The sequence below is a fragment of the Dactylosporangium sp. NPDC000521 genome (genome assembly GCF_042898305.1).
Classification (GTDB): Bacteria; Actinomycetota; Actinomycetes; order Mycobacteriales; family Micromonosporaceae; genus Dactylosporangium.
In genome coordinates, this window is record NZ_JBIAYW010000002.1 from 294,340 (window position 1) to 320,216 (window position 25,877).

The 25,877-nt window shown below is 72.4% G+C and carries 20 protein-coding genes; 15 read left to right on the forward strand and 5 right to left on the reverse strand.

Features of this window, described 5'->3' with window-relative positions; genetic code table 11:
• Positions 1–99: 99 nt before the first annotated feature.
• Entirely contained in the window at positions 100–1,452 is a 1,353-nt protein-coding gene (locus tag ACFY3L_RS07110) for an FAD-dependent monooxygenase (protein ID WP_389319571.1), read from the reverse strand.
• A 201-nt stretch (positions 1,453–1,653) separates the two neighbouring features.
• Here ACFY3L_RS07110 and ACFY3L_RS07115 point away from each other — a divergent pair, with 201 nt between their 5' ends.
• The 7 genes from ACFY3L_RS07115 to ACFY3L_RS07145 all read left to right on the forward strand — a co-directional run bounded on the left by ACFY3L_RS07115 (position 1,654) and on the right by ACFY3L_RS07145 (position 11,001).
• Entirely contained in the window at positions 1,654–2,040 is a 387-nt protein-coding gene (locus ACFY3L_RS07115; RefSeq protein WP_389319573.1) for a hypothetical protein, read from the forward strand.
• Between the two features lie 33 nt (positions 2,041–2,073).
• Positions 2,074–3,438 (forward strand): MFS transporter, encoded by a 1,365-nt coding sequence (locus tag ACFY3L_RS07120; protein ID WP_389319575.1) that lies wholly within the window; start codon positions 2,074–2,076, stop codon positions 3,436–3,438.
• Positions 3,439–3,477: 39 nt separating this feature from the next.
• Complete coding sequence (gene pepN / locus ACFY3L_RS07125) at positions 3,478–5,997, forward strand: aminopeptidase N (RefSeq protein ID WP_389319576.1); 2,520 nt, start codon at positions 3,478–3,480, stop codon at positions 5,995–5,997.
• Between the two features lie 38 nt (positions 5,998–6,035).
• Positions 6,036–6,383, forward strand: a complete 348-nt coding sequence (locus ACFY3L_RS07130) for a YciI family protein (RefSeq protein ID WP_389319578.1) — start codon at positions 6,036–6,038, stop codon at positions 6,381–6,383.
• Positions 6,384–6,399: 16 nt separating this feature from the next.
• On the forward strand, positions 6,400–7,626 hold the full coding sequence (locus ACFY3L_RS07135) for an RNA polymerase sigma factor (RefSeq protein WP_389319580.1): 1,227 nt from the start codon (positions 6,400–6,402) through the stop codon (positions 7,624–7,626).
• A gap of 250 nt (positions 7,627–7,876) precedes the next feature.
• Positions 7,877–9,889, forward strand: a complete 2,013-nt coding sequence (locus ACFY3L_RS07140) for a helicase-associated domain-containing protein (protein ID WP_389319582.1) — start codon at positions 7,877–7,879, stop codon at positions 9,887–9,889.
• Positions 9,890–9,915: 26 nt separating this feature from the next.
• Positions 9,916–11,001, forward strand: a complete 1,086-nt coding sequence (locus ACFY3L_RS07145; protein WP_389319584.1) for a winged helix DNA-binding domain-containing protein — start codon at positions 9,916–9,918, stop codon at positions 10,999–11,001.
• Here ACFY3L_RS07145 and ACFY3L_RS07150 read toward each other — a convergent pair.
• Positions 10,965–11,861, reverse strand: coding sequence for an N-acetylglucosamine kinase (locus ACFY3L_RS07150; protein WP_389319586.1), 897 nt, complete (start codon positions 11,859–11,861; stop codon positions 10,965–10,967). The genes ACFY3L_RS07145 and ACFY3L_RS07150 overlap by 37 nt on opposite strands.
• A gap of 85 nt (positions 11,862–11,946) precedes the next feature.
• On the opposite strand from ACFY3L_RS07150, the gene ACFY3L_RS07155 reads away from it, so the two are divergent.
• The 6 genes from ACFY3L_RS07155 to ACFY3L_RS07180 are packed head-to-tail and all read left to right on the forward strand — an operon-like array spanning position 11,947 to position 18,047.
• Positions 11,947–12,873: a MurR/RpiR family transcriptional regulator gene (locus ACFY3L_RS07155; RefSeq protein WP_389319588.1), complete on the forward strand. Its 927-nt coding sequence runs from the start codon at positions 11,947–11,949 to the stop codon at positions 12,871–12,873.
• A gap of 29 nt (positions 12,874–12,902) precedes the next feature.
• Positions 12,903–13,625 (forward strand): sugar isomerase domain-containing protein, encoded by a 723-nt coding sequence (locus ACFY3L_RS07160; RefSeq protein ID WP_389321094.1) that lies wholly within the window; start codon positions 12,903–12,905, stop codon positions 13,623–13,625.
• A gap of 16 nt (positions 13,626–13,641) precedes the next feature.
• Positions 13,642–15,060: an N-acetylglucosamine/diacetylchitobiose ABC transporter substrate-binding protein gene (ngcE, locus tag ACFY3L_RS07165; protein WP_389319590.1), complete on the forward strand. Its 1,419-nt coding sequence runs from the start codon at positions 13,642–13,644 to the stop codon at positions 15,058–15,060.
• Positions 15,060–15,968 (forward strand): carbohydrate ABC transporter permease, encoded by a 909-nt coding sequence (locus tag ACFY3L_RS07170; protein ID WP_389319591.1) that lies wholly within the window; start codon positions 15,060–15,062, stop codon positions 15,966–15,968. Before ngcE ends, ACFY3L_RS07170 begins: the two co-directional genes overlap by 1 nt.
• Positions 15,965–16,780 (forward strand): carbohydrate ABC transporter permease, encoded by an 816-nt coding sequence (locus ACFY3L_RS07175; RefSeq protein WP_389319593.1) that lies wholly within the window; start codon positions 15,965–15,967, stop codon positions 16,778–16,780. Before ACFY3L_RS07170 ends, ACFY3L_RS07175 begins: the two co-directional genes overlap by 4 nt.
• A gap of 40 nt (positions 16,781–16,820) precedes the next feature.
• Positions 16,821–18,047 carry a glycosyl hydrolase gene (locus tag ACFY3L_RS07180; RefSeq protein WP_389319595.1) on the forward strand — a complete coding sequence of 409 codons (1,227 nt, stop codon included), beginning with the start codon at positions 16,821–16,823 and terminating at the stop codon, positions 18,045–18,047.
• A 1,433-nt stretch (positions 18,048–19,480) separates the two neighbouring features.
• Here the strand turns inward: ACFY3L_RS07180 and ACFY3L_RS07185 are convergent.
• The 3 genes from ACFY3L_RS07185 to ACFY3L_RS07195 are packed head-to-tail and all read right to left on the reverse strand — an operon-like array spanning position 19,481 to position 23,035.
• Entirely contained in the window at positions 19,481–21,952 is a 2,472-nt protein-coding gene (locus tag ACFY3L_RS07185) for an HAD-IC family P-type ATPase (RefSeq protein WP_389319597.1), read from the reverse strand.
• Positions 21,939–22,811: a hypothetical protein gene (locus ACFY3L_RS07190; protein ID WP_389319599.1), complete on the reverse strand. Its 873-nt coding sequence runs from the start codon at positions 22,809–22,811 to the stop codon at positions 21,939–21,941. The genes ACFY3L_RS07185 and ACFY3L_RS07190 overlap by 14 nt, the downstream gene beginning before the upstream one ends.
• An 8-nt stretch (positions 22,812–22,819) precedes the next feature.
• The gene (locus tag ACFY3L_RS07195) at positions 22,820–23,035 is read right to left on the reverse strand and encodes a heavy-metal-associated domain-containing protein (protein ID WP_389319600.1); all 216 of its coding nucleotides are present in this window, start codon (positions 23,033–23,035) and stop codon (positions 22,820–22,822) included.
• Between the two features lie 96 nt (positions 23,036–23,131).
• On the opposite strand from ACFY3L_RS07195, the gene ACFY3L_RS07200 reads away from it, so the two are divergent.
• A complete protein-coding gene (locus tag ACFY3L_RS07200; RefSeq protein WP_389319602.1) occupies positions 23,132–23,425 on the forward strand; it encodes a metal-sensitive transcriptional regulator in 294 nt (97 codons plus the stop codon).
• A gap of 192 nt (positions 23,426–23,617) precedes the next feature.
• Complete coding sequence (locus ACFY3L_RS07205) at positions 23,618–25,546, forward strand: discoidin domain-containing protein (protein WP_389319604.1); 1,929 nt, start codon at positions 23,618–23,620, stop codon at positions 25,544–25,546.
• Positions 25,547–25,877: the final 331 nt, after the last annotated feature.

The following is a 25,877-nucleotide window of genomic DNA, read 5'->3' on the forward strand; positions in this document are numbered from 1 at the left end:
GGCGTCGGCGGCAACCCAACGAGAGCCGCTCTGTGACGGGCATGACACATGGATCACCGCTCCCATGTCAAGAGCCAGGTGGACGGGTGGTGTCGCGGATCACCGTGGTGGGCCGAGGTGACGCCGCAGCGCGACCGGAAGCTCCCGCTCTGTGCCGGTCCAGGCGGCGTGGCCATCGGGCCGGACGAGGACAAAACGGTCGTTCACCGCGTGTGTCAGGCGGTCGTCGTAGCCCACCGGCGCCGAGGGCGCGAGCAGGACGTGCCGTCCGGCCCGCAGCAGCTCGTACAGGCGCGAATCCGGCGGGAGGAGCACGTCGGGCTGCCGGGGTGCGCCGGGGTAGTCGATGCCGATGCCGGACACCGTGCCGGCCGCCTTGCGCATGATCGTCGGCACGTGCAGCAGCGCCCCGCCGAGCAGGTCGCGGCCGGCCCGCGCGGCGCGGGAGTGCAGCATCGCGAGGCGGATCAGCCCGCCGCTGCTGCGCAGCACCAGCTCGCCGACCGGATGCCGTTCGCTCTGGTACGTGTCGAGGAGCCCGTCGGGGGCCCAGCCCCGCGCGACCGCGGCCAGCTTCCAGCTCAGGTTCGCCGCGTCCTGCATGCCGGTGTTCATGCCCTGCCCGCCCGCGGGGGAGTGCACGTGGGCGGCGTCGCCGGCGAGGAAGACGTTGCCCTGCCGGTACTGCGGCACCTGCCGCTCGTCGCTGTGGAAGCGCGACAGCCAGCGCGCGTCCCGCATGCCGAAGTCGGTGCCGAGCGCCCGGCGGGTCACGTCGCGGACCTCGTCGAGCTCCAGCGGCGCGCTGTCGGGCCGCTGGGCGAGCCGGTCCCAGCAGAAGACGCGGAACCACCCGTCGCCGAACGGCGCGACGAACGCGAACGCGTCGCCGACGGCGTTGACCGCGAGCACGTCGTGCGGCGCGTCGGCGAGCCGCACGTCGGCCAGCATGATCGAGCGCAGCACCGCCTTGCCGGGGAACGGCATGCCGATCGCCTCGCGCACGGCGCTGTGGACGCCGTCGGCGCCCACGACGTAGTCGGCGGGGTGGGCCCCGTCCTCGGTCAGGACCGCGTCCTCGCGCAGCCCGGTGACCGTCGCGCCGCGCACGATGCGGGCGCCCAGGTCGAGTGCCCGCCGCTCCAGCAGCCGCTCCACGTGGTACTGCGGGGTGATCAGCAGGAACGGGAAGCGGGTCGGCAGCACGCCGAGGTCGACCCGCACGTGGTTGAACAGCCGCAGCCGCGACACCGGCGTCCCGGTCGCGATGAGCTCGTCGGCGAGCCCGCGGGCGTCGAGGTGCTCCAGGGTCCGCGCGTGCACGCCGAACGCCCTGGTCAGGTTGGACTCGCTGGTGCGCCGCTCCAGGACGGTCACCTCGGTCCCCGCGGCGGCGAGGTCCCCCGCGAGCAGCAGCCCGGTCGGCCCGGCACCGACGACGACGGTCTTCATGGCATCCTCCTTGTCGATGTCAACAAGCGTTGGCCAACACATGTTGACCCCGGTTGTCGGTACATGTCAACGAGTGATGAAATATGTCGGGAACGCGAGCGTTGACATCCAGGGCTTTGACTGCATCTGGGGTCGCCTCCAGGCCGCGGCCACATCATCGAGGACATCAACCCACTCGATGAGGACGGACTGCTCGCCGACGTGGTCCGCAACGGCATCATGAAGGAGGGCGCCGCCAACCCGCCGTCGTCGTGGTCGCTGGTCGCCGCCGGACCGCGCAACGCGGCCAGCCGGCGCGCCCTGCGCCGCACCGTCACCGGCGACGGCCCCGGGCCGCGCGTCGGCGCCGCCAACAGCGGCTTCTGCGGCATCGGCGGCTGCCCCTCGACCACCCACCAGGTCGCCTTCTGGGCGCGGGCCACCGCCGGCTTCACCGGTCCGCACACGGTCACCATCGAGAGCACCGGCGGTGCTGTCCACGCTACGTCGAGCGTCTCCGGCCTCGGCAACGGCCGGCGGAAGTTCACCACCACGCTCACCACCGGCCCGGACGGCCGCGACTCCAGGGCTGGCCACCAACTGAGTTGACCTCAACCGTTGTTGAAGTTGCACGGTGGCGAGGTGCAGAAACAGAACGCGCTCACGGTCGGCATGGTCACACTGGTCACGTTCGTCGCCTTCGAGGCGGTGGCCGTGACGGCGGCCATGCCGACCGTCGCGCAGGCCCTCGACGGCCTCGCCCTCTACGGATTCGCGTTCGGCGGGCCGTTCGCGACCGGGATCGTCGCCACCGTCGCCGCCGGCATCTGGTGCGACCGGCGTGGGCCGGCCCGCCCGATCCTCGCCGGCGTCGCGCTGTTCTGCCTCGGGCTGCTCGGTGCCGGCCTCGCCACCGGGATCTGGACGCTCATCGCCGGCCGCCTCGTCCAGGGTTTCGGCGGCGGTCTCATCACGGTGGCGCTCTATGTCGTCGTCGGGCGGGCGTACCCCGCGTCGGCGCACCCGCGTGTCTTCTCCGCGCTGTCGGCCGCGTGGGTCCTGCCCGCCGTGGTCGGCCCGGCCATCGCCGGGCTGATCGTCGAGCACCTCGGCTGGCGCTGGGTCTTCCTGCTGATCGCGATCGCGACCCTGCCCGCCGCCGCGGTGATCGGGCCGCACCTGCGCTCGATCGGCGGCGGCCCCGGCACGCCGGGTGCCCGGGCAGGCGTCCGCATACCGTGGGCGGCCGGCGTCGCGGCGGGCGTGGTGCTGCTGCACTGGGGCGGCCAGTCCGGCGGGCTCGCCGCCGTGGCCGGCGGGCTGCTGCTGGTCGCCGTCTGCGGGCCGCGGCTGCTGCCGGCCGGCACGTTCGGCGCCCGCCGCGGCTTGCCGAGCGTCGTCCTCGTCCGCGGGCTCGCCGGCGCCGCGTTCATGCAGGCCGACGTGTTCATCCCGCTGCTGCTCACCCGCGAGCGCGGCCTCACCCCGTCGCTGGCCGGGCTCACCCTCACCGCCGGGGCGCTGCTGTGGTCCGCGGGCTCGTGGATCCAGGCCCGGCAGGGCCAGCGCTTCAGCCCCGCCGCGCGGCTGCGGACCGGCCTGTCGGCCATCGCGCTCGGCGTGGTGTCGGCGGTCGCGCTGGTCGCCCCGGCCGTCCCCGTCGCGGCGGTCGTGGCCGGCTGGTGCGTCGCCGGCTTCGGCATGGGGCTGGCGTCGCCGACGGCGTCCACGCTGGTCCTGCAGCTGTCCCGGGCCGACGAGCAGGGCGTCAACAGCTCCGCGCTGTCGGTCGCCGACTCGCTGCTGACGACGGTGGTGCTCGCGGTCGGCGGGGCGGTGTTCGCCGCGCTCGTCACCGCCGGGCCGGTCGCCTACGTCGCCGCGTTCCTGATCGCGCTGCTGCCGGCGGTCGCCGGCGCGCTGCTCGCGGGCCGGGTGGCACCCGGGGCGACCGCCGCCGCTGCCGGTCCGGCCGCGCCCGAACTGTCGTTGTCGCGGGCCGAGTAGGCGCTTTTCCGCCGCCGCGGGCCGGGTAGCGTCGGGGGCATGATCAGCCCGAGCCGCGCCCTGACCCGGGTCGAGGCGCAGACCCGAGCCGCACTCATCCGCGTCGGCGGATACACGGTCTCCCTCGACGTCACCGACGCCTCCACGTACGTCTCCCGCACCGTCGTCGAGTTCGCCTGCGCCTCACCCGGCGCCGCCACCTTCGTGGAGATGAAAGACGTCCGGCCGGAGCGGATCCTCCTCAACGGGCGGACCCTGGACCCGTCGACGCTGGACGGCAACCGGCTGCCGCTCTCCGGGCTGCTCGCCGCCAACCGGCTCGAGGTGACGTTCACCGCGGCCTACTCGCGGACCGGTGAAGGGCTGCACCGCAGCGTCGACCCCGAAGACGGCGAGGTCTACCTGTACGGGCAGGCGCCGCTCGACGAGGCGCAGCGCATCTTCGCCTGCTTCGACCAGCCCGACCTGAAGGCGCCCGTCACGCTGACCGTCACCGCCCCTCCACAGTGGACGGTGCACGGCAACGCTCCGCTGCGGGAGGCCCGCGACGGCCGGTGGACCTTCGAGCCGACCCCGCCGATCGCGCCCTACCTCTTCACCGTGCTCGCCGGGCCGTGGCACGTCCGTGCCGCCGAGCACGACGGCATCCCGCTCGGCCTGATCTGCCGCAGGTCCATCGCGCCGCACCTGGACGCCGACGCCGGCGAGCTGTTCGCCGCCACGGCCGCGAACCTCGACCGCTACCACGAGCTCTTCGGCGTGCGGTACGCGTTCGGCAAGTACGACCAGGCGTTCATTCCCGACTTTCAGGGCGGCGCGGTCGAGAACCCGGGCCTGGTCACGTTCCGGGAGGAGTTCCTGTTCCGGACCGTGGCCACCGACTACGACCGGCTGCGCCGCTTCGTGGTCATGGCGCACGAGCTGGCGCACATGTGGTTCGGCGACCTCGTCACCCTGCGATGGTGGGACGACATCTGGCTCAACGAGGCGTTCGCCGAGCTGATGGGGTGGCGGGTCGCCGCCGAGACCGGCCGCCACCCCGGCGGCGCCGCGGACTTCGTGGTGTGGCGCAAGCGCTGGGGCATGCTCGCCGACCAGCGGCCGTCCACGCACCCGGTCGCACCCGACGACGTGGCCGACACCGCCGCCGCGTTCCACAACTTCGACGGCATCTCCTACGCCAAGGGCGCCGCGGCGCTGCGGCAGCTGTCGGTGCTCCTCGGCGACGACGTGTTCCTCGCCGGGCTCCGCGCCTACTTCGAGCGGTTCCGCTTCGGCAACGCCGGCCTCGCCGACTTCCTCGCCGTGCTGGGTTCGGTGGCGGGCACCGACCTCGGCGGCTGGGCCGACCTGTGGCTGCGCAGCACCGGGTGCAACACATTGCGCCCGCTGCCCGCGCCGGCGGGCCTGACCGTCGAGCAGACCGGTGCGCCGCTGCGGCCGCACCGGTTCCGGATCGCGGTGTACGACGAGCGCGGCGCGTGCGTCCGGGCCGCCCCCGTCACCCTCGACGGCCGGTCGGTCGCGGTGGACGGGGCTGCCGCCCTGCCGCCCGGCGGTGTGCTGCTGATCGACGACACCTACGCGAAGGTGCTTCTCGACCCCGCCAGCCTTGCCGCGCTGCCGTCCGTCCTGCCCGCGATCGCCGACCCCCACGCGCGGGCGCTGCTGTGGACCGCGGCGATGGACGCGGCCGGCGAGGGCGAGCTGTCCCCCGGGGCGTTCCTCACCCTGCTGGAGGCCGCGCTCGCCGGCGAGCCGGAGACGAGCGTGCTGGTCGAGGTGTTCGCGTTCGCCCGGGACGAACTGGCCCGGCGCGGGCTCATCGCCTTCGGCCCGCTCGCCGCGATCTGCGCCGCGGCCCTGTCGGCGGCGGCGCCGGGCAGCGGGCGGCAGTTCGCGCTCGCGACCGCGCTGACGACGGTCGCCGGGCCGGCGCACGTCTCGATGCTCGCCGGCTGGCTCGCCCCCACACCGGTCTCCGTGCTCACCGGGCTGGCGGCGCCCGCGTCCTCGCCGCTGCTGCCGGCGCCCACCGGTGCCACCGGCCTCGTCGTCAGCCAGGACCTGCGGTGGGACGCGCTTGTCCGGCTCGCCGCGCTCGGCGCCGCGTCCGCGTCCGACGTCACCGCGGAGTCCCGGCGCGACCCCGGCACCCGCGGCGCCGAGAAGGCCGCCAAGTGCCACGCCGCACTGCCCGACCCGGACGCGAAGGCGGAGGCGTGGGAGCGGATCGTGCGCGACGAGCGGGCCGGGATCGCGATGGCCGCCGCGGCCGGCTTCTGGCAGCCCGGTCAGGAGGAGCTCACCGACCCCTATGTGGAGCGGTTCTTCGCCGACGCGCCCGCGATGGTGTCCGGGCGCTACCAGCTGTTCGCGAAGCTCATCGTGCGGCAGGCGTTCCCCCGGTACGCCGCCAAGTCGCGGCGGCTCGCCCCGGCCATGCTCGCCGAGCGCTCCCTCGACCCGATCCTGCGCCGCGAGATCGGCGACGCGGCGGCGGAACTTTCGTTCGGCGCCGGCGTCGAAAACGGCGGCCGCCGGTCGACGCGTCGGTAGATGCTGGACAACGAGATGGGAGCTCCACGATGCGCTACATGCTGATGCACAGGGTCAACGACGCCGACCCGGCCGCCTGGTCGCCGACGCCCGAGTTCCTGGCCCGGATGGGCGGGTTCATGACCGAGGTGAGCAAGGCGGGCGTCCTGCTCGCGGCCGAGGGGCTGCGGCCGAGCTCGGAAGGCGCGGCGATGGTCCGCGTCCAGAACGGCGCGCAGACCGTGGTCGACGGGCCCTTCGCCGAGGCGAAGGAGGTCATCGCCGGGTTCGCGATCGTGCAGGTCCGCGACCACGCCGAGGCGGTGGAGTGGGCGCAGCGCTTCGCCGCGCTGTTCGACGAGATCGACGTCGAGGTGGAGGTCCGCAAGGTCGCCGACTTCGGCTGAGCGTTACGTTGGCGGCGTGACGCGAGCGGAAACCCACCAGGCGATCGAGGCGGTCTGGCGGATCGAGGCGGCCAGGGTCATCGCCGGGGTCGCGCGCATGGTCGGTGACGTCGGCCTCGCCGAGGAACTGGCCCAGGACGCCCTCCTGGCCGCCCTCGAGCAGTGGCCGGCCGACGGCGTGCCGCGCAACCCCGGCGCCTGGCTGATGACGACCGCGAAACGGCGGGCGATCGACCAGATCAGGCGCCGGGAGCGCTTCGAGGCCCGCATGCCCGACCTGCTGCACCCCGCCACCGCCGGCGACGAGTTCGAGGCGATCGGCGAGGACACCATCGAGGACGACCTCCTCAGGTTGATCTTCACCGCCTGCCACCCGGTGCTCACCGCCGAGTCCCGGGTGGCGCTGACCCTGCGCGTGCTCGGCGGCCTGTCCACCGACGAGATCGCCCGCGCCTTCCTCGTCCCGGGCGCGACCGCCGGCCAGCGCATCAGCCGCGCCAAGAAGACCCTCGCCGACGCGCACGTGCCCTTCGAGCTGCCCCCCGGCGCCGACCGCACGGCCCGGCTCGGCTCCGTCCTGGAGGTCATCTACCTCATCTTCAACGAGGGCTACTCCGCCACCGCCGGCGACGACTGGATGCGTCCGGCGCTGTGCGAGGAGGCGATGCGTCTCGGCCGCGTGCTGGCCGGCCTGATGCCCACCGAGCCCGAGGTCCACGGCCTGCTCGCGCTCATGGAGATCCAGGCCTCCCGCTCCGCGGCCCGCACCGGCCCGTCCGGCGAGCCGATCGTGCTGCTGGAGCAGGACCGCTCGCGCTGGGACCGGCTCCTCATCAGCCGCGGCCTGGCCGCCCTGTCCACGGCGGAGAGCCTCGGCGGCGGCACGTACACCCTCCAGGCCGCGATCGCCGCCTGCCATGCCCGCGCCGCCACGGCCGCCGACACCGACTGGCGCCGCATCGCCGCGCTGTACGCCGAGCTGCCCCCGTCCCCGGTCGTCGAGCTGAACCGCGCCGTCGCCGTCTCCATGGCCGACGGCCCCGCGGCCGGCCTGGCCGTCCTCGACCCGCTGCTGGAGGAGCCGTCGCTGCGCGCCTACCACCTGCTCCCGACCGTCCGCGCCGACCTGCTGCTGAAGCTGGACCGCCGCGACGAGGCCAGGTCCGAGTTCGAGCGTGCCGCGTCGCTGACCCGCAACGAACGCGAACGCACCCTGCTCCTGTCCCGCGCCGACGGCTGCTGAGACGCGGAAGGGGGGAGCCCGGAGGCTCCCCCCTTCCGCGTCTCAGGGCTACTCGGCGGTGAAGGTGATCCGGCGGCGGCGCAGGGTGGCGACCAGGGTGGCGCCGCCCACCACGAGGGCGGCACCCGTGCCGGCCAGGGGCAGCGTGCCGCTGGAGCCGGTCACCGGCAGGCTCGCCGGGGCGGGTCGGGGCGACCGACACGCTGTAGGGATTTTTCGTGGCGCACCCGCGGCGCTGATGATGGTCGCCATGAGGACCATGCTCGACTTCCTGTCCGGCCTGTCCGAGCCGCGGCTGGCCGAGCTCGCCGCCGTCCACCTGCCGGACGGGCCGGCGCCGCGGGGGGCGAAGGCGCTCAAGGAGCTCGCGGCGCTGCTGCTGGAGCCCGCCACGGTGACGGCGACGGTCGCCGCGCTCAGCCTGCCGGAGCTGCAGGTCGCCGAGGCGTTGTCGCTGCGCGCCGCCGGCACCCGCCGCGCCGACCTCGCCGAGCTGCTGGGCGTGGCCGAGCACGACGCCGACCTCGGCATGATGCTGGGACGGCTGGAGTGGCACGCGCTCGCCTGGCCTGACGGCGACTGGATCCGCACCGCGCCGATCCACGAGGTGATCGTCGGCGGCTACGGGTTCGGCCCGTCGGCCCGCCTGGAGCTCGTGCAGCTGCCGCTGGACCGGCTGCAGCGCCTGGCGTACAACCTCGACGCGCCCGTCGGCCGGGACCGCACGTCGTTGCTCGGCGCGGTCTGCGCCGCCCTCGCCGACGCGGCGACCGTCCGCGCGAAGTTCGCCCAGGCGCCGGAGGCCACCAAGGACCTGCTGCTGTCGCTGGCCGAGGAGGACCCGTACTACTTCGACCCGCGGCAGATGGGCGCGCTGCGCACCAACCGGTCCACGCCGCTGCGGTGGGCGGTCGACCACGGGCTGCTCATGTGGAACCCCGTCGGCATGGCCGCGGTGCTGCCCAGCGAGGTCGGCGTCGTGCTGCGGGACGGCTTCCGCGCCGACTTCGACCCGGCGCCGCCGCTGCAGGTGCCGGTCGAGGTCAGCGTCGAGATGGTCGAGCGCGACGGTGCCGCCGCGGTCCGGGCCGCGCTCGCGCACGTCACCGCCCTGCTGGAGGCGTGCGGCCGGGCGCCGGTGCCGATGCTGAAGGACGGCGGGGTCGGCACCCGGGAGCTGCGCCGGCTCGGCAAGGCGCTCGGCGGCGACGAGACCGGCATGCGGCTGTGGCTCACCCTCGCCGGCGTCACCGGTCTGATCGGCGTGACGGACAACCGGATCGCGCCGTCGGCGTACTACGACGACTGGTTGAAGCTCGACCCGCCCGCGCAGTACGGCGAGCTGCTCACCGCCTGGCTGGTCATGGACGCGGTCCCGCTGGAGACGCAGGTGCCGGCGCTGCTGCGGACCGAGCGCGACGAGGCCGTCAGCATCCTGCGGCGCAGCCTCGTCTCGCTGCTCAACGGCCTGCCGGACGGTTACGCGCTGCCGTCGCTGGACGGGATCAACGCGCTGCAGATGTACATGCGGCCGCTGCTCACCGGAGCGGACGCCGAGGAGGCGTACCCGACGACGGTCATGCTGTGGCGGGAGCTGGAGCTCATGGGCCTGGGCGCACTGCACGCGCCGACCGCCCTGTGCCGGGCCCTCGCCGCCGAGGCCGGCCTGGACGGCACGCCGCAGCGGCCGGCGCTGCGGGCCGAGCTGGAGCGGCTCATCCCGGCCGCGCAGCGCACCGTGCTGCTGCAGAGCGACCTGACCGCCGTCGCGACCGGGGCACCGGCGCCGCAGCTCGCCGCGTTTCTCGACCTCGCCGCCGACCGGGAGTCCCGCGGCGGCGGCCACACGTGGCGCTTCTCGGAGGCGTCGGTGCGCCGCGCGTTCGACACCGGCGCGACGGCCGACGAGCTCCTCGCGTCGCTGCGCGAGGCGGCGACCGGCGGGCGCGTCCCGCAGCCGCTGCAGTACCTGGTCACCGACCTCGCCCGCCGGCACGGGTCGCTGCGGGTGCGCCCGGTCGCGTGCGTGCTGCGCAGCGACGACCCGACGCTGCTCGCGGAGCTGCCGCGGGTGAAGAGCCTCGCCAGACTGGGCCTGACGGAGCTCGCCCCGACCGTCTACGCCAGCGTGCTGCCGGTGGCGGAGACCCTGGCGGCGCTGCGGGCGGCCGGCTACGCCCCGGCGGGCGAGCACGCCGACGGCACGATCGCCTTCGACCGGATCACGAAGCACCGGGTCGTGCCAGATCAGGACAGGTCCTGACCGGAATCCCGAATAGCGTCACCGGCGTGATCCTCACCAGGCGGCAGCTCAACCGCACCTACCTGCAGCGGCAACTGCTGATGACGCCCGACGCCGAGCCCGACCCGCGCCCCGTCGACGAGATCGTGGCGCACCTCGTCGCCGTGCAGGCGCAGGAGGTCGACGCGCCCTACGTCGGCCTGTGGACCAGGACCCGCCGCACGCGGCACGCGGACCTCACCGAGGCGCTCACCGACCGGCGGGTCGTGCGCGGCGGGCTGCTGCGCCGCACCCAGCACCTGACCGCCGGCGCCGACTACCGCTGGCTGCGGCCGATGCTCAAGCAGCGGCTGGGGACCGGCGGGCTGTCGCCGTTCGCGAAGGAGTTCGAAGGGCTGGACATCGCCGAGATCGGGGCCGCCGGGCGGGAGATCCTGCACGGCCAGGCGATGACCCGGCCCAAGCTGGCGAAGGCGCTCGGCGAGCGGTTCCCCGGCCGCAAGGGGATCGCCCTCGCCTGGGTCGTGCAGCATCAGGAGAACCTGGTGCACCCGCCGCCGTCCGGGGTCTGGCGCCGCCGCGGGCACGTGACCTGCGCGCTCGCCGAGGACTGGCTGGGCGGGCCGATGGAGGAGCGGCCGGACGTGTGGATGCTGCTGCGGCGGTACCTCGCCTCCTGCGGCCCGGCAAGTGTCGCGGACCTGCAGAACTGGTCGGGGATGAAGCGGCTCCGCGACGAGGTCGAGGCGCAGCGGCACCGGCTGCGGGTGCACCGCGACGAGCGCGGGCAGGAGCTGTTCGACCTGCCGGAGCTGCCGGTGTGCGACGGCGACGAGGAGGCGCCGGTGCGGTTCCTGCCGGAGTTCGACAACCTGGTGCTCAGCCATGAGGACCGCAGCCGGATCATCGCCGCCGAGGACCGCGCGAAGGTCTGCCCTGGCTACTCGATGGTCCACCCCACGTTCCTGGTCGACGGCTTCGTCGCGGGCGTCTGGTCGGTGGATGCCGCGTCCCTGACCGTGTCGCCGTTCCGTCGTCTGACCGATGTCGATGCGGCGTCGGTACTGGCGGAGGCCGGTCGGCTGAGGGCCTTCCTTCAGGTCGACGTCACCGTGCGCCTCGACCAGAGCTGAGCGGCCAGCCTGGCGGCGCCGAGGGCCGGGTCGCGGGCCGTGCCGACCTGCACGCCACGGTCGCCCAGCGCCGCCAGCACCCCCTCGCGGACCGGTGTCGCCCCGGTGAGCAGGCCGCCCGCCAGTACGACCGCCACATCGGGAGCATCGAGGGCGTCGAGCGTCGCGAGCAGCCGGGCCACCCCGTCCGCGACGATCGCGGTGGCGGCCGGATCACCGTCGGTCGCGAACTCGCACACGACCGGCGCGAGCGCGGCGAACGACCCGAACGGCAGCCGCTGTGCCCAGTGCACGAGGTCGTCGGCGGACGTGACGCCGGCGTGCAGCGCCACCCGGACGGCGAGCCCCGACGACGACCAGTGCCGCGCCGCGTGCCGGACCGCCTGCAGACCCAGCCAGAGGCCCGAGCCCTCGTCGCCGAGCAGCCAGCCGAGTCCGTCGGCGGCGCGCACGACCTCCGCACCGTCGACAAGGGCCGCGACGGCACCGGTGCCGGCGATGAGCACCGCACCCTCCGGCGCCCCGCTGCCCGCGGCGAACGCGGTCACGGCGTCGGCGACGACCTCGACCGGGCAGGTCAGGCCGATGGCCGCCCACTGGTCGGCGAAGCCGGCGGCGACGCCGGGATCAGCGAGGATGCTGACCCCGGCGACTCCCACCACGCCCGCGACGACCCCACCCGGATCGTGCGGGCCGAGTGCCTCGCGGACCGCCGCGCCGATCGCAACCGCGGCCGCCGACCCGACAGCGGCCGGGTTGCCCGGACCCGCGGCTCCGCGCCCCAGGACCGTCCCGTCGGCCGAGGTGACGACCGCTTTGGAGGCCGTACCGCCGGCATCGACCCCGAGGATGAGCACCATGGCACGATCGAACCATGGAAAATGGTTGTTGACTAGAAGTTGAAGTGGTCGTAATTTTCATCGCCAAGACGGGACGATGAAAAGGATGACCGTAGTGACCGGTGAGAGCGGCGGGCTGCTGGGGCGGCTGCGCATCGAGGGGCCGACCATGCCGGATGCCCTCGCGAAAATCGCGGAGACCATCCTCAGCGACCCCGAGACCGCGGCGCACGCCAGCATCGTCGACCTCGCCGAGCGGTCGGGCACCTCCACGGCGACCGTGACCCGGTTCAGCCGCACGCTCGGCTTCAAAGGCTACGCCAACCTGCGGGTCGCCATCGCGACCGAGACCGGCCGCGCCGAGCAGGCCCGCTGGGAGACCGACATCAGCGGCGACATCGCACCGGAGGACCCCCTCGACGGCGTGCTCGACGTGATCACCGCCGCGGACACGAGGGCGATCCAGGCGACCGCCGCCGGTCTCGACGTCGCGGCGGTCGACCGGGTCGCCGCCGCGATCGCCGGCGCCGGGCGGGTCGAGATCTTCGGGCTGGGCAGCAGCGGCACCGCCGGCCGGGAGATGGCCTTCCGGCTGGAGCGCATCCGCGTCCCGGTCTGGTACCGGTCGGACAGCCACACCGCGCTGACCAACGCCGCGCTGCTCGGCCCCGGCGACGTCGCGATCGGCCTGTCGCACTCCGGCCGCACCCGCGAGGCGATCGAGACCCTCGCCGAGGCCGCCGACCACGGCGCGCTGACGGTGGCGGTGACGTCGTTCGGCCGCTCGCCGCTCGCCGAGGTCGCCGACGTGGTGCTCACGACGTCGGTCCACGAGACCACGTTCCGCGTCGCGGCCCTCTCCGCACTGCACTCGCAACTGCTGGTCCTGGACCTCATCTACGTGGCGGTCGCGCAGCGCACCTACGAACGGACCGCCGAGGCCCTGGAGCTCACGGTGCGCGCTGTGGACGCGCACCGGGTGCCCGACACGAACAGCAACCGCAAGCGACCACGGAGGGAAAAGCCGCTGTGAGCAGCATCAGAAGTGGGGACTACGTCGAGGTGATCCGCGCCGCCATCGACCGCGTCACCAGCAGCCAGGGCGACCAGGTGGCACACGCCGCCGACCTGATGACCGCCACGCTGCAGGCCGGCGGGGTGATCCAGGCGTTCGGGTGCGGGCACTCAGAGGCCCTGGCGATGGAGATCGCCGGCCGCGCCGGAGGGCTCGTGCCGACCAACAGGATCGCGCTGCGCGACATCGTCCTCTACGGCGGCGACCCGTCGACCGTCCTCGCCGACCCGCAGCTGGAGCGCACGCCGAGCGTCGCGCACCGGCTCTACGACCTCGCCCCCGTCAAGCCCGACGACACCTTCGTCATCGCCTCCAACTCCGGCGTCAACGGCGCAGTGGTGGAGATGGCGCAGCTCGTCAAGCAGCGTGGGCACGCCCTCATCGCGATCACGTCGCTGGAGCACTCGGCGCGCGTGGACTCGCGGCACGAGAGCGGCATGAAGCTCAGCGACTTCGCCGACGTGGTCCTCGACAACGGGGCACCCTACGGCGACGCGTCGCTGCCCCTGCCGGGCGGTGGCGCGGTCGGCGCCGTCTCCTCGATCACCGCGGCCCTGCTGGCCCAGCAGATCGTCACCGAAGTGGTGGCGCGGCTGCTGGCACTCGGCGTCACGCCGCCGGTCTACCTGTCCGACAACGTTCCAGGCGGGCGGGAGCACAACGCAGCACTCGAAGCGCGGTACGCCGGGCGCATCCGGCGTACCGCTTAGGAGAGAAGGCCCAGTCATGAACCCATCACCCTCCGCCCAACCGTACCCGACAAGACGGACCGTCCTGCGCGCGGCGGCCGCGACCGGTGTCACGCTTCCGCTGCTCAGCGCCTGCGTGACCAGCGGCAAGGACAGCGACGCCAGGGCCGAGACCGGCGCCAAGAGCTCCACCAACCCGCTCGGCGTGAAGGAGGACGCGCCCCTGGAGGTGGTCATCTTCAAGGGCGGCTACGGCGACGACTACGCGAAGAAGGCCGAGGGTCTCTACACGCAGAAGTACCCGAAGGCCACGATCGACCACAAGGGCATCCAGAAGGTCGGCGAGGCGCTGCAGCCGCGCTTCGTCGCCAACACCCCGCCCGACGTCGTGGACAACACCGGCGCGGGCCGCCTCGACCTCGCCACCCTGGTCGGTGCGAAGCAGCTGTCGAACCTCAACGACCTGCTGGAGGCGCCGTCGTTCGACGACCCGGCGGTGAAGGTCAAGGACACGCTGCTGCCGGGCGTCGTCGAGGACGGCACGTTCGACGGCGCGCCCCTGGTGCTCAACTTCACCTACACCGCGTGGGGTCTCTGGTACAGCAAGCCGCTCTTCGCCAGCAAGGGCTGGACGTACCCGAAGACCTGGGACGAGATGATCGCCCTCTGCGCCACGATCAAGGCCGCGGGCATCGCCCCCTGGACCTACCAGGGCAAGTACCCGGAGTACATGAACGACCCGCTGCTGAGCATGGCGGCGAAGACCGGCGGCACGGACCTGCTCAAGGCCGTCGACAACCTCCAGCCCAACGCGTGGAAGTCCGACGCGTTCAAGGGCGCCGCCGAGGCGTTCGCGGAGCTCGCCGCGAAGGGCTACATCATGGCGGGCTCGGAGGCGCTGTCGCACACCGAGTCGCAGGCCGCGTGGTGCCAGGGCAAGGCCGCGTTCATCCCCTGCGGCTCGTGGCTCGAGGCCGAGCAGAAGGACGTCGCGCCCAAGGGCTTCGACATGGTGATGGGCGCCGTGCCGGCCCGCGGCAGCTCCGACAAGTTCGGCGCCGCGGCGATCCAGGCCGCGAGCAGCGAGGCCTTCATCGTGCCGTCGAAGGCGAAGAACGTCGCCGGCGGCCTGGAGTACCTGCGGATCCTGTTCTCGAAGCAGTCAGCGCGCAGCTTCGCCGAGAGCGCCGGGACCCTGCCCGCGGTCGTCGGCGCCACCGACGGGCTCACGCTCAGCAGCGGCCTCGGCTCGACCCGCGACGCGGTCAACGCCGCCGGCAAGGAGGCCTTCACGTTCCGCTTCCGCACCTGGTACGCGCCGCTGGCCAAGGCCGTCGACGACGCCACCGGCGAGCTGATCAACAAGCGGGCCACGCCGGCCGAGTGGGCCGACCGCATCCAGAAGGCGGCGGACGCCATCGCCAAGGACAGCTCCGTCAAGAAGTACACCCGCTGATGAAGCACGGTCGGCTCCGGTTCCTCATCGGTGCGCTGCTGCCCGCGCTCGTGCTGCACGTCGTCTTCGTGCTGTCGCCGTACGGGCAGGCGTTCTACCTCTCGCTCACCGACTGGACCGGCGTGGCCGGCGAGGCGCACTTCGTCGGGGCGGGCAACTACGCCCGCCTCGGCGGCGACTCCCTCTTCCTGGACGCCGTGCGCAACAACGCGGTGATGCTGATCTGCGTGCCGCTGGCGACCGTCGGGCTGGGCCTGTTCCTGGCCAGCATGCTGCACCTCGGCGGCGGCAGCGGCCGGAAGGGCGTCCGCGGGTCGGGCGTCTACCAGATCGTCTACTTCTTCCCGCAGCTGCTGTCGCTCGTGGTCGTCGCGGTGCTGTGGCAGTTCGTCTACAACCCGACCAACGGCCTGCTCAACGGGGCGCTGCGGGCGGTCGGCCTCGGCGGCCTGGCCCGCAGCTGGCTGGGCGATCCGCAGCTGGCGCTGCCGGCGGTGATGGCGGTGCTGGTCTGGTCGTCGGTGGGCTTCTACATGGTGCTGTTCAGCGCGGCGATCAACGGCATCCCGAAGGAGTTCTTCGAGGCGGCGCTGCTCGACGGCGCGGGCGGCTGGGCCACCTTCCGCAAGGTGACGCTGCCGCTGGTCCGCGACACGGTGCAGGTCTCGTTCGTCTATCTGGGCATCGTGGCCCTGGACGGATTCGCGGTCGTCCAGGTGATGACCGCGGGCCCCGGCGGCCCCGACGGCGCGACCGAGGTCATCGGGTTGTCGCTCTACCGCAACGCCTTCACCTACGGCAAGTTCGGCTACGCCTCCGCGATGGGGGTCGCGCTGTTCTTCGCCACCCTCACCCTGGCGATCCTCGCGCTGCGATCCGGGCGCAAAGAACGGCTGGAACTGTCATGAAGCGTTTTCCGGTACACCTGGCGATGCTGGCCTGGGGAGTCGTCACCGCCCTGCCGTTGCTGTGGGCGATCGTCAGCTCCTTCAAGCAGGACAACGACATCCTGAACGATCCGTGGTCACTGCCCACGGATCCGCAGTGGGGCAACTGGGCCCGGGCGTGGAGTCAGGCGAACATCGGCCGGTACTTCTTCAACAGCCTGATCGTGGTGGGCGGTGGCCTGCTGCTGACGATGCTGCTCGGCTCGCTGGTCGCCTACGCCCTGGCGCGCTACGAGTTCCGCGGCAACCGCTTCATCTACTACGTGTTCGTCGCGGCCATGTTCTTCCCCGTGTTCCTGGCGCTGGTGCCGCTGTTCTTCGTCGTGCAGCAGCTCGGCCTGCTCGGCACCTACCAGGGACTGATCCTGGTCTACGCCGCGTACGCGGTGCCCTTCACGGTCTTCTTCCTGCACGCGTTCTTCAAGACGCTCCCCACGGAGGTGGCGGAGGCGGCGTTCCTGGACGGCTGCTCGCACGGCGCGGTGTTCTTCCGCGTCATGCTGCCCATGGCCCGTCCCGGTCTCGTCGCCGTCGGCATCTTCAACTTCCTCGGGCTCTGGAACCAGTACCTGCTCCCGCTGGTCCTCAACCCCGACCCAGATCGGTATGTCCTGGCGCAGGGTTTGGCCGCCCTGTCGGTCAGTCAGGGGTATCGCAGCGACTGGAGCGGTCTGTTCGCCGGTCTCACCATCGCAATGCTGCCGGTGCTCGTCGCCTACGTCGCGTTCCAACGGCACATCCGAGCCGGTATGACCGCCGGCGCGGTCAAGTAAGGTCCGTCAAACTCCTTTCCCCTCAAGGAGGACTGTGCCCATGTCCATTGGCAAACGTCGATCTCTGGCCACTGTCGCGGCCGGCGTCGCGCTGCTCGGTGCGGGAGGTGCCGTGGCCGTCACCGCCGCCACCGTCGGCACCGCCGCCGCCGCGGCGAACAACTGTGGCTACCTGTTCGACGACTTCAACTACAGCTCGTCGTCCGACCCCACCCTGACCAGTCACGGGTGGGTGCCGCGCACCTACGCCGGCGGTCCCGGCGTCCCCGGGGCCACCTGGTCGGCCAACAGCATCACCTTCCCCACCAACGGCGGGCAGAAGGTGCTCCAGCTGCAGGCCTCCACCGACGGCACCGGCGGCGGCACCAACCAGGCCGAGCTGTACTCGTCGCAGAAGCGCTACCTGGAAGGCACCTACGCGAGCCGGGTCCGCTTCACCGACGCGCCCGTCAGCGGCAACGACGGCGACCACATCAACGAGACGTTCTTCACCATCAGCCCGCTCAACGGTGACCTGGACCCCACCTACAGCGAGCTGGACATCTCGGAGTACCTGCCGAACGGCGGCTGGGGCGAGACCGGCCCCATCAACTACCAGACGACCTGGTACACCTACCGCAACGAGCCCTGGTTCGCCGACAACGTCCACTCGGAGCAGCGGCGCAGCTTCGACGGGTGGCACGACCTGGTCGTGACCGTCGCCAACGGCCACGTCATCTACTACATCGACGGCGTCCAGATGGGCGACCACTCCGGCAAGTTCTACCCCCGCCAGACGATGACCATCAACTGGAACCTCTGGTTCATCGACACGGCGGCGCACACCGGCGGGCTGTCGACCTACATCCAGCAGGTCGACTGGGTCCTGTTCGCCAAGAACCAGGTGCTCACGCCGGCGCAGGTGACCAGCCAGGCGGGCGCGTACCGCTCGGCCGGCAACGCCTTCACCGACACGGTCGACTCGGCCGGCCCGTGCGTGACGCCGACCGGCTCGGCCACGCCCACGACCTCGGCGTCCCCGTCGAAGTCCCCGTCGGCGTCGCCGTCGGTCTCCACCCCGCCGGCCACCAGCTGCACGGCCGCCCCCGAGTGGTCGATCGGCGCCGTGTACACCGCGGGCCAGACCGTGAAGCACGAGAAGAGCAAGTACGGCGACCCGAACGGCCCCGCCTCAGGCCAGGGCAAGCACCTGTGGCGCGCCAAGTGGTGGACGCAGGGCTCCGAACCCGGCTGGACCGCCAACTGGGAAGACCTCGGCCACTGCTGAGCTCACCGCTGAACCACCTGTAGGACAGGGCCGGCACCGAACCACGGTGCCGGCCCTCTCATGCGGCTCATGGAACTTCAAAATCGACCCTGGCCGCCCGGGACGACCACCACAAGCCTTCGATCATGACCCTCAGCCCACGGCCGCCCACAACCCGCAACGCGGGCAACGCCTGGACCATGTGAGGACGGCGGCCGGGGAACATCACCGCGACCACGCCACCTGGCGCCCGCCCCCAGGTCCGTGCGGAAGACGCACGCTCCCTCCGCACACGGACATCACCACCAGGACAGCGAACGCCGGTCTCTCAGCCGAGCACCCTCGCCATCACCGTGATCGAAGGACAGCCCTGGTCGTCCGGACAACCACCAGACGACTTCGATCATCGAAGGCCACGACCACGGTCACTCCGAGGGGGAACCACGACGGCGGAGAGGGTGCTGCGCTGGTTCGTGAGGCCAACGACGGCGAGTACGGCGCCGGCGGTCAGCGGGATGTGCACTGGTCCTGGAAACCAACAACGGCGTGGAAACACCGAATGACGCCCTCGACGGCGCTGAATCATGTGAGGTCGAAGGCGGGGGAACATCACCGCGACCACGGCCCGGACGGCAACCATGCCACCTGGCGCCCGGCCCCCAGACCCGTGTGCGGAAGACGCACCCTCCCTCCGCACATCACCACCGGAACAGCGAACGCGGACCTCTCAGTCGAGCACCCTCGCCATCACCGTGATCGAAGGACAGCCCTGGCCGTCCGCACGACCACCAGACGACTTCGATCATCTAAGGCCACGACCACGATCACTCCGAAGGGCTACGACAGCGGGGAGGGTGCTGCGCTGGTTCGTAAAGCCAACGACGGCGAGTACGGCGTCGGCGGTCAGCTGATGTGCACTGGGTTGTGAGAACCAGCCACGGTGTGGAAGCACCGAATGACGCCTCGACGGCGCTGGATCATGTGAGGACGGTGTCGGGGGAACATCACCGCGACCACGGCACGGACGGTGACCACGCCACCTGGCGCCCGCCCCCAGGTCTGGGCGGAAGACGCACGCTCCTTCCGCACACGGACATCACCGCCGGGACGGCGAACGCCTGTCTCTCAGCCGAGCACCCTCGCCATCACCGTGATCGAAGGACAGCCCTGGCCGCCCGGACGACCACCAGACGACTTCGATCATCGAAGGCCACGACCACGATCGCTCCGAGGGGCAACTACGACAGCGGGAACGGTCAGGCCGGGCGGGAGGAACCCACCCTCCGTGCGGGCTTGCTACGGCGAAATCCCGCATGGATCGGCGGACCCGGACGCGGACAGTAACCACCAGGACCGCGAACCGCAGAGATCTCCGGCCATCACGACGGCCATGGCTACGGCCGATCCCCGGGCGCCCGGTGGAGCGGGGCGCCCGGGACGGGCTGGTCGCCGGACTAGGCCGGAGGGCGTGCTGGGGTGAAGCGGCGCAGGCGCAGGCTGTTCGCGACGACGAAGGCCGAGCTCAGCGCCATGGCGCCGCCGGCGATCATCGGGTTGAGCAGGCCCGCGGCGGCGAGGGGGATCGCGGCGAGGTTGTAGGCGAACGCCCAGAACAGGTTGCCCTTGATGGTGGCCAGGGTGCGCCGGGCCAGGCGGATCGCGTCGGGGACGGCGGTCAGGTCGCCGCGGACCAGGGTGAGGTCGCCGGCCTCGATCGCGGCGTCGGTGCCGGTGCCCATCGACAGGCCCAGGTCGGCTTGGGCGAGGGCGGCCGCGTCGTTGATCCCGTCGCCGACCATCGCCACGACGCGGCCCTCGGACTGGAGGCGGCGGACGACGTCGAGCTTGCCGGCGGGCAGGACCTCGGCGATCACCTCGTCGATGCCGACCTCCGCGGCCACCGCGTGAGCCACCGAGGCGGCGTCCCCGGTGAGGAGGACGGGGCGGAGCCCGAGGTCGCGGATCCGGCGCACGGCAGCGGCCGACGACGGCTTGACGGTGTCACCGACCTCGATCAACCCCCGCACGGCGCCGTCCCAGCCAACCCCGACGACCGTTCCGCCGGAAGCCGCGACGACCGTCCCGCCGGAAGCCGCGACGACCGTCGTGGTGGGAGCCGCGTCGACCGTCGCGGTGGGGGGCGCGTCGACCGTCGCGGTGGGGGGCGCGTCGACCGTCGCGGTGGGACGCGCGTCGACCGTCGCGGTGGGACGCGCGTCGACCGTCGTGGTGGGAGCGACGACCGCCGCGGTGGAAGCCGCGCCGTCCGCCCTGTTGAAGGACGCGCTGGTGGAGGGGAGGCCGTCCGTCGCGGTGGAAAGCGCGGCGCCGGAGAACGGTGTCAGGCCCTGTGCCGCCAGGAACGACGGGCGGCCGACCCAGACGGTCCGGTCCTCGACGATGCCGCTGACCCCTTGGCCGGCGTGGCTGGAGAACGACGCGACGGCCGGACGGGTCGAGGACGGCACCGCCGCCGCGACGGCCCGCGCGATCGGGTGCTCGGAGGCGTGCTCGACGGCGGCGGCGAGCCGCAGCGAGGACGGGTCGCCGTGGACCGACAGGACGGACATGCGGCCGGTGGTGACGGTGCCGGTCTTGTCGAGCAGGACGGTGTCGACGCGACGGGTCGACTCGAGGACCTCCGGGCCGCGGATCAGGATGCCCAGCTGGGCGCCGCGCCCGGTGCCGACGAGCAGCGCCGTCGGCGTCGCCAGGCCGAGCGCGCAGGGGCAGGCGATGATCAGCACCGCGACCGCCGCGGTGAACGCCGAGGTCGCCGAGCCGCCGGTGCCGAGCCAGAAGCCGAGCGTGCCGACGGCGAGGCCGATCACGATCGGCACGAACACGCCGGCGACCCGGTCGGCGAGGCGCTGCACGTCGGCCTTGCCGCTCTGCGCCTCCTCGACGAGCCGCGCCATCTGGGCCAGTTGCGTGTCGGCGCCGGTACGGCTGACCCGCACGACCAGCCGCCCGGACGTGTTGACACAGCCGCCGACGATCGGGTCGCCCGGGCCGAGGTCGACGGGCAGCGGCTCGCCGGTGAGCATGCTGACGTCGACCGCGGACGTGCCGTCGAGCACCACGCCGTCGGCGGCGACCTTCTCGCCGGGCCGGACGACGATCGCGTCGCCGACCGCCAGCTGGTCGACGGGCACCCTGTGCTCGGTGCCGTCGGCCGCCAGTACCGCGGCGTCCTTGGCACCGAGAGAGAGCAGCGCGCGCAGTGCGGCCCCGGCCCGGCGCTTGGCGCGTGCCTCGAAGTAGCGGCCGGCCAGGATGAACACCGTCACCCCGGCGGCGACCTCCAGGTAGATCGCGTCGGCACCGGCCGAGCGGGAGACCGTGAACTCGAACGGGTGCCGCATGCCGGGCATGCCCGCGTCGCCGAGGAACAGCGCGTAGAGCGACCAGAGGAACGCCGCCGCGGTGCCGACCGACACGAGCGTGTCCATGGTCGCCGCGCCGTGCCGCAGGTTGCGCAGCGCCGCCCGGTGAAACGGCCAGGCGCCCCACACGACGACCGGCGCCGCGAGCGTCAGCGACGCCCACTGCCACGACTCGAACTGCCACGCCGGCACCATCGCCAGCAGCACCACCGGCACCGCGAGCACCGCGCTGACCAGCAGCCGCTGCCGGGCCTCGGCGAGCGGGTCAGCTTCTGGCGAAGGCGAAGGCGAATCCGGATGCGAAGACGAAGACGAAGACGAAGACAAGGGCGCCGCAGGTACAGCGGCCGTGTAGCCGGTCTGCTCGACCGTGGCGATCAGGTCCGCCACCACCAGGGTCGGCGGAAAGTCGACCCGCGCCTTCTCGGTGGCGTAGTTGACGCTCGCCGACACGCCGTCGAGCCGGTTCAGCTTCTTCTCGATCCGCGCCGCGCACGCCGCGCACGTCATGCCGCCGATCGTGAGCTCAGTTGTGGGCATGACCGCCCCCGATCCCGGTCACGGTGAACTCCGCTGTGTGCACCGCGCCGCCGTGCTGGAACTGGAAGTACAGCCGGTGGGTCCCCGACGCGGCGCCCTCGACCGCGAACCTGACCTCGGGTCCGCCGCTCGCGGGGCCGGAAGGGTGGACGTGCAGGTAGGCGAGGTCCCGCTCGGCGATCGCCACGAGGTGCCCGGACGCCCCGAGATACGGCTGCAGGTCGGTGACCGGCCGCCCGTCCCGCTCGACCCGCAGCGTGACGCCGTCGTGGGTGTCGATGCGGACCGTGTACCCGTCGACGACCGTGCTGGTGGCGGGCGCCGGCAGCGGCTCCGAGTGCGGCGCCCCGGGCGCGTCGAGATCCGCCGTCAGGACGGTCGGCGCCGCGCCGGTCTCGGTGAAGTCGAAGTACGCCCGCCACGGCCCGCCGTCAGGCAGCGTCAGCGCCGCCCGCCAGGTCCCGTCCGCGTCCATGACCGGATGCACGTGCTGAAACCCGGAGAGGTCCCGGCGCACCACGATCAAGTGCAACGGCTTCTCGTGCACCGTCTCGAATGCGGTGACCGCCGGACCTCCGGCCTCAGTGATCTTGAAGCTGATGCCGCCGATGTACGAGTCGACCGCCAACGAGTAGCCATGAGCAGCGGGGCCGGACTGGCGGGTGCCGCTCGGCGTGGCGGTCGGTCCGCCATGGCCACCGTGCCCAGCGCTCGGACCGCCACCGGACTCCGGATGTGCCGTGTCCCCGGCCGGCTCGGCGACGGCGTCGGGCCCGACCAGCCGCCCCACGCCGAACGCCGCCCCGAACACCACCGCCAGGACCGCGCCGAACGTGGCCAGCCGTGCAGGCGTGCTCATGCCCTGACTCATGCCCTGAGCCCGACGACTTCGTAGCCGGCCTCGTCGACGGCGGCGCGGACGGCCTGCTCGTCGGCGGGCCCCTCGCTGGTCACCGTCACGGCACCGGCCTCCAGGTCGACCCGCACGTCCGTGACCCCGGGCACCTTGCCGACCTCGGTGCTGACCGCCTGCACGCAGTGCCCGCAGGTCATCCCCTTGACGGCGTAGGTCGTGGTGTTCATGTCGGCTCCTCCTGAAGCGGCACGGATACGGATACCCCCCATGGGTACCTGTCGAACCTAGCATACCCCCAGGGGGTGTGCGCTAGGATGGGTGACATGACCACCGCCACGCCTCGCGGATACACCGCCACGAAGGACCAGCTCCAGGGCCGGCTGCGCCGCATCGAGGGCCAGGTCCGCGGTGTGGAGAAGATGGTCGACGAGGACCGCTACTGCATCGACGTGCTGACGCAGATCAGCGCCATCCAGGCGGCCCTCGACAAGGTCGCCCTCGGCCTGCTCGACGACCATGCCCGCCACTGCATGCAGCACGGCGCCGAGGAGGGCAAGGGTGAGGAGATGGCCACCGAGATGATGGCCGCCGTCGGCCGCCTCCTGCGCCGCGGCTGAGCGGTCCCGCGCCGCTTCTGTTTCATCCATTCGTTTCATCCGGTAGCCAACCTGCCGATCTCACGGCCCGCGCCGAACGCGTCAAGCGCCTGAACTGCCCTTGACAATCGGTGCGGGCCGATGCTGTGCTGTCCTCCGCTTCGTTACATTGATGTTTCATTTGTTACATCGGTAGCACCCGGGAGAGACGCGATGACACGACAGGTGTTGCGGCTGGTGGCGGTCGGTGCCGCCGTCGCCGTCGGACTGGCAGGGTTCACGCAGGCGCAGGCCGGTGAGTCCGCTCCGTCGGCGAGGGTGTGGGTGACGACCGTCGACCAGACGGAGCTCATGCACGAGCGGGCCCCGATCGCCTTCACGAAGCCGGTGGCCGGCAACCCGAACGTCACCATCACCGTGGACCCCAGCCGCGAGTACCAGACCATGGACGGCTTCGGGGCGTCGATCACAGACTCCTCGGCCGCCGTGCTGTACCGGCTGAGCGCCACCGAACGCGACAAGGCCATGCGCGCCCTGTTCGACCCGGCCACGGGTGACGGCGTGAGCTTCCTGCGGCAGCCGATCGGCTCGTCGGACTTCACCGCCGCGAGCAGCCACTACTCGCTCGACGACGTGCCGGCCGGGCAGAAGGACTGGACGCTGTCGAAGTTCAGCATCGCCCGCGACCAGGCGCAGATCCTGCCGCTGCTGCGCCGGGCGAAGCAGCTCAACCCCCAGCTGAAGATCATGGCGACGCCGTGGAGCCCGCCGGCCTGGATGAAGGCCAATGATTCGCTCGTCGGCGGTTCGCTCATCGACGACCCGAAGATCTACGCCGTGTACGCCGCGTACCTGACCCGCTTCGTCCTCGCGTACACCGCCGCCGGGGTGCCGATCGACTACATCACGGTGCAGAACGAGCCCCAGAACGGCGGCCAGAACGGTTACCCGACGACCGCCATGCGCGTCGCGCAGGAGGCCAAGGTCATCGAGATCCTCGGCCCGCTGCTGCGGCTCCTCAGCCCGCGGACGAAGATCATCGGGTACGACCACAACTGGGCCACCCACCCCAACGACGTCGTCAACGTCCCGCCGGGGCAGGACCCCGAGACGGACTACCCGTACCAGCTGCTGCGCAGCCCCGCCGCGAAGTGGCTCGCCGGCACCGCGTACCACTGCTACTACGGCGAACCGGCCGCGCAGACCGCGCTGCACGACGCGTTCCCGACCAAGGGCATCTGGTTCACCGAGTGCTCCGGCTCGCACGGCGCGAACGACACGCCGGCGCAGTTCTTCCGCGACACGCTCAAGTGGCACGCCCGGACCATCGCGATCGGCACCACCCGCAACTGGGCGAAGTCCGCGGTCAACTGGAACATCGCGCTCGACTCGGCCAACGGCCCGCACCTCGGCGGCTGCGACACGTGCACCGGCCTGATCACCGTCCAGCCGGACGGCACGTTCACCACCAACGCCGAGTACTACACGATCGGGCACCTGTCCCGCTTCGTGAAGCCCGGCGCCGTGCGGATCGCCAGCACCTCGTTCGGCACCACCGGCTGGAACGGCCAGATCATGGACGTCGCGTTCCGCAACCCCGACGGCTCCACGGCGCTGGTCGTGCACAACGAGAACGACGACCCGCGCACGTTCACCGTCGCCGCGGGCGGGCGCACGTTCGACTACACGCTGCCCGGCGGCTCGCTCGCCACGTTCACCTGGCCCCGGAGCCGGGTGCTCGACGACGGCCTCAAGCTGCTGCCGCTGAAGGGCGCCACCGCCACGTCGCTGCCCGCGTCGGCCTCGGCTGACGCGAAGCTGGCCGTCGACGAGGACGCCTCGACCCGCTGGTCCGCCGGCCAGGCGCAGGAGCCGGGCCAGTACCTGCAGGTCGACCTCGGCAACCGGACCAGCTTCCGCCGGGTCGCCATCGACAGCGGCGGCAGCGTCGGCGACTACGCCCGCTCGTGGGAGCTCGCCGTCAGTGACGACGGCACCTCCTGGCGCGTCGTCGCCTCCGGCACGGGCACCGGCCAGCTCACCAATGTGGACGTGCAGGCCCGAGCCCGCTACCTGCGGGTCACGAACACGGGCAGCAGCGGCAGCTGGTGGAGCCTCGCCGACATCCGCCTGTACGCCTGACCCCCGCGACGTCGCGATCCGGCAGACGGCCGGACGCCGCGCGTACGAACCGGCACCGCCCGCCGGTTCGTGCACGGACCGGTTGCCTGCCGGTTCGTGCACGGACCGGTTGCCTGCCGGTTCGTGCAGGGACCGGTTGCCTGCCGGTTCGTGCAGGGACCGGTTGCCTGCCGGTTCGTGCAGGGACCGGTTGCCTGCCGCTTCTTGCAGGGACCGGCACCGCCCGCCGGTTCTTGCATGGACCGGTTGCCTGCCGGTCGCGTGATCCGGCGCCGCGGCCGGACGTGAACCGCACCACCGGGGGCGGCGGGGCCCGCCAGCCTCGCCGCCC

Bases quoted from the DNA above. Each gene is read 5' to 3' on its own strand.
- ACFY3L_RS07110 (WP_389319571.1), bottom strand. From the start codon at position 1,452: ATGAAGACCGTCGTCGTCGGTGCCGGGCCGACCGGGCTGCTGCTCGCG.
- pepN (WP_389319576.1), top strand. From the start codon at position 3,478: ATGATCAGCCCGAGCCGCGCCCTGACCCGGGTCGAGGCGCAGACCCGA.
- ACFY3L_RS07130 (WP_389319578.1), top strand. From the start codon at position 6,036: ATGCTGATGCACAGGGTCAACGACGCCGACCCGGCCGCCTGGTCGCCG.
- ACFY3L_RS07140 (WP_389319582.1), top strand. From the start codon at position 7,877: ATGAGGACCATGCTCGACTTCCTGTCCGGCCTGTCCGAGCCGCGGCTG.
- ACFY3L_RS07150 (WP_389319586.1), bottom strand. From the start codon at position 11,861: ATGGTGCTCATCCTCGGGGTCGATGCCGGCGGTACGGCCTCCAAAGCG.
- ACFY3L_RS07155 (WP_389319588.1), top strand. From the start codon at position 11,947: ATGACCGTAGTGACCGGTGAGAGCGGCGGGCTGCTGGGGCGGCTGCGC.
- ngcE (WP_389319590.1), top strand. From the start codon at position 13,642: ATGAACCCATCACCCTCCGCCCAACCGTACCCGACAAGACGGACCGTC.
- ACFY3L_RS07170 (WP_389319591.1), top strand. From the start codon at position 15,060: ATGAAGCACGGTCGGCTCCGGTTCCTCATCGGTGCGCTGCTGCCCGCG.
- ACFY3L_RS07175 (WP_389319593.1), top strand. From the start codon at position 15,965: ATGAAGCGTTTTCCGGTACACCTGGCGATGCTGGCCTGGGGAGTCGTC.
- ACFY3L_RS07180 (WP_389319595.1), top strand. From the start codon at position 16,821: ATGTCCATTGGCAAACGTCGATCTCTGGCCACTGTCGCGGCCGGCGTC.
- ACFY3L_RS07185 (WP_389319597.1), bottom strand. From the start codon at position 21,952: ATGCCCACAACTGAGCTCACGATCGGCGGCATGACGTGCGCGGCGTGC.
- ACFY3L_RS07190 (WP_389319599.1), bottom strand. From the start codon at position 22,811: ATGAGCACGCCTGCACGGCTGGCCACGTTCGGCGCGGTCCTGGCGGTG.
- ACFY3L_RS07195 (WP_389319600.1), bottom strand. From the start codon at position 23,035: ATGAACACCACGACCTACGCCGTCAAGGGGATGACCTGCGGGCACTGC.
- ACFY3L_RS07200 (WP_389319602.1), top strand. From the start codon at position 23,132: ATGACCACCGCCACGCCTCGCGGATACACCGCCACGAAGGACCAGCTC.
- ACFY3L_RS07205 (WP_389319604.1), top strand. From the start codon at position 23,618: ATGACACGACAGGTGTTGCGGCTGGTGGCGGTCGGTGCCGCCGTCGCC.